This window comes from Pontimicrobium sp. MEBiC01747 (genome assembly GCF_053601635.1).
In genome coordinates this window covers 1-3297 of sequence record NZ_JBSHNS010000536.1, presented here as the reverse complement: position 1 = coordinate 3297, position 3297 = coordinate 1, and the positions used below count along the sequence as shown (strand labels likewise).

At 28.7% G+C, this 3297-nt stretch carries 6 protein-coding genes; all 6 read right to left on the bottom strand.

Translation table 11 applies throughout. From position 1 onward, the window contains the following. Positions 1-130: class I lanthipeptide (locus ACVC2P_RS17415; protein WP_452596452.1), on the bottom strand; the 130-nt coding region annotated here is incomplete at its 3' end. 142 nt (positions 131-272) lie between these two features. Beyond that, positions 273-473 carry a hypothetical protein gene (locus ACVC2P_RS17410; protein WP_452599723.1) on the bottom strand — a complete coding sequence of 67 codons (201 nt, stop codon included), beginning with the start codon at positions 471-473 and terminating at the stop codon, positions 273-275. A gap of 11 nt (positions 474-484) precedes the next feature. Continuing rightward, positions 485-667 (bottom strand): class I lanthipeptide, encoded by a 183-nt coding sequence (locus ACVC2P_RS17405; RefSeq protein ID WP_452599722.1) that lies wholly within the window; start codon positions 665-667, stop codon positions 485-487. Positions 668-688: 21 nt separating this feature from the next. Further along, positions 689-877, bottom strand: coding sequence for a class I lanthipeptide (locus ACVC2P_RS17400; RefSeq protein ID WP_452599721.1), 189 nt, complete (start codon positions 875-877; stop codon positions 689-691). Positions 878-909: 32 nt separating this feature from the next. Beyond that, on the bottom strand, positions 910-1107 hold the full coding sequence (locus ACVC2P_RS17395) for a hypothetical protein (protein WP_452599720.1): 198 nt from the start codon (positions 1105-1107) through the stop codon (positions 910-912). Positions 1108-1572: 465 nt separating this feature from the next. Further along, positions 1573-3297, bottom strand: a 1725-nt coding sequence (locus ACVC2P_RS17390; protein WP_452599719.1) for a helix-turn-helix domain-containing protein, incomplete at its 5' end; no start/stop codon positions are given.

The window sequence follows — 3297 nt, the reverse complement described above, 5'->3', positions numbered from 1 at the left end:
CATTTAAACATAATCCTGATGATGCTAATAAAGGCGTACTTCCTCCATTCACATCTGTTAATTGTGACTCGTTTAATTCTACAATGCTACTTCTTTTAAAGTCTAATCCGTTTAATTTTTGTGTTTTCATAATTTGTGTTTTAATAGTTTATTGTTGCTATTTACGGCAGGCAACTTTTTACCGCTTTAGGTTTGTTCTATTTATTAACATATATATAATCGATATAGTCGACGGCCATAATAAACAGGACTTACTAAATGATTTTGTTAGTTTATTTTTCATTTCCTCCTTCTGCAGCATCTGTAGCAATAATTATAACTGATACTGCTACAACAGATGCTGCCACAACGCAAGGTACGGTTGTTAAAATAGTAGTACTTGCTGTACCACCATTTACACCTAACATTTCTTCAGAGTTTAACTCGACTAAATCGTTTTTTTTAAACTCTAGCTTGCCTTTTTGTATTTTCATAACTTTCACTGTTAGAATTGCACTATAATGGTATCTGTTGGAGGTGGATTATCTACTATAGATATTTTAATGGTTACTGTTACTCCTGATGAATCTCCCCATTGGCATCCTCCATTTATAGATTGTGTTTCTAAATCTGAAAGCTCTGTAACAGAATGCTTGTTAAATACTAATTTGTTGTTTTGTGTTTTCATAATTGTTGTTGTTTTAATAATTTATTGGTGTCTTGTAACACAACTATCTTCGCCTCCTCCACAAGTTAATTGCTTGGTAAGTTCTGCTATAGTTACTGTAATTGATGGTTGAATAATGGATGTACCTCCATTTACACTTAGTAATTCTTGGTTTTGTAACTCTGTTACGGTGTGCTTCCCAAAAACTAATTTGTTGTTTTGTGTTTTCATAATTTGTGTTTATTGAGTTATTAATTAAAATATTATTGCTCGTTTATAACCGCTGTAATACTTATTTCTACTGTAGGGTTACCGCCATTGCTGCTACTAATACAGAATGAGCATGAAATTCCTCCTCCTGGAGTTAATGTTCCTCCTTTAATTTCACCAATTTGTGTTTCATGCAATTCGATAATTGACAGTTTTGTAAAATCTAGTGTCTTTTTAAGCTGTGTTTTCATAATTATGTGTTTAAATGTTTATTACATTTTTAACTATATAGCTTGTAAAGAGCTGACTACTAGTCTAAAAAAAAGATGTTCGTCAACCCTTCAACTCAAGCATCATTTAGCTCAAGGCTATATTATAAAACCCAGTATTTCTATAAATTATGAAGTATTCCTTAATACCATTTTTACCAAAGTAGATTGACATGGTAAAAAATTATATATTTGCAGAGTACTACATGTTGACCGACATGAAATACATGAAAATTTTATTTTCAAAAAAACGAACAGGGCTTTCCAGAGCTCTGTTTTTTTAATTACTTATATAATGTGTAATTAGATTTAGTTTCTCTTACTGATTCAAAGTAATTATAAAAAAAGATTCCTTACAAAGTATATAAGCAGTGATTTATAAAAAACACAACACTACAAGACACAAAACACACTATAAATCAACAACTTATAATTAAACTTGTATTTTTATATCTCTTGTATTTTTTTAACATATACAGCGGGAGTAATGCCTGTTGCTGCTTTAAAATATCTTGTAAAAGCATCAACACTTTTATATCCCATTTCATGGGCAATACCTTTTACTGAGTAAGATCGAAGTTGTTTGTTGTTTTTTATTTCTAGAATAGCATGGTTAATTCTTAACTCATTTATATAACTACTAAATGATTTTCCTAGGTGAGTATTAATTATCTTAGATAAATAAGAGGTATTTGTTTTAAGGCGTTTTGCCATATTATGTAGCGTACAGTCTTGTTTAAGAAAGTACATTTTATCTTCTAAGTTTTGAAGTTTAATTAATATTTCTTCTACTTTTTTATCGTCAATAACATTTGTTACAACTTTATCTTCATTGGATTCTATTACCACCTCTTCTAAAAGTTCTTCTTTATTGTTTTCTGATGCTTCTGGCGCTACTGTAATAACCTCACTTTCCTCTTCTTCTTTGTTTTCATTTTCATGAGCCTTAGACTGATTTTCTTCTTTTTTACGCTCTTCGTAAGCTTTAATTTTTAGCATTAGCTCATCAAAACGTTTTTGATTCATTCTCGATCTGTTTTTAAAGAATAGTATTATTGAAATAACTAACATTAACAGTATCGCACTAATCCCTATCCAAATCCATTTTGTTTTTTGGTGTTGTTCTTTCTTTTGTATTTCCTCTTGTAGTTCAATTCCATGAGTACTCTCTAGGTCTGAAGCCTGTTCTTTTAAATCCATATCATGGATACTTTCTATAGCTTCTATGCGCTTTTTTGTTGCTTTTTCTTTTTCTTGAATATGCTTAACAAAATAAACGTTAGATTGTTTAGAATTATTTAATTGAGAATAGGTTTCTGCTAGAAGTTTATAGTATTTAGATAGCTCAATAGATTTACTGCTTTTTTCATTACTTAATATCTTATTCAAAAATATTAAAGCACTTTCATATTTTCCTGTTTTAAATGCTATCTCGGCTAACCTGTAATTAGAATTATTTATAAAAGAATTATTTTTTAATGACAATGCATTTTTTAAAGACAAACTAGCATTTGTATTAGCTTGTTTATATGCTTTTAGGTCTAAGTTTATTCTAGATTTTAACTCATACATAAAATAAAGAAACTCTCTATTATCTCTTTTTAAGGCAGATTCAATACCTTCATTAATTAAACTAATTGCAGATTTATAATCTTTTTCATGATAGTACGCTTCAATGAGTTTCTTTCTAGTATATCTTAAAGCATAATACTCTTCTTTTTTTTGGTCTTCATATTCCGCTTTAAGAACAGATAATGTTTCTTCCGATTGCCCTAAATCTTTTTTTAATGATTTAACTGCTAGTTTAACTTTATCTATTGCTAATGGTATATCTTCTTTTCTAGCAATGTCAAAAATTTGATTATATAGTAAAAGAGCTTCTTTAAATTTATATTCTTCCTTATAAATTTTTGCAATACTATATTTATATTGAATAATATCTTGTGGTTCGTTTAATAAACTTAAACTTTTATAATAGTAAAATAGAGTACTATCCTTATGGTCCATTACCTCATGTGCAACAGCCAATGTAGAATAACCTAAAACTAAGTCATCGGTATTATTTTTAAGCTTATTTAGTTCAATAAATTTGTGTAAAAATTTAGTAGATTGGTCTGGTTTTTTATATAAATAATACCGAATAGAGTCTTTGAGAGATGTATTATCTGGAGC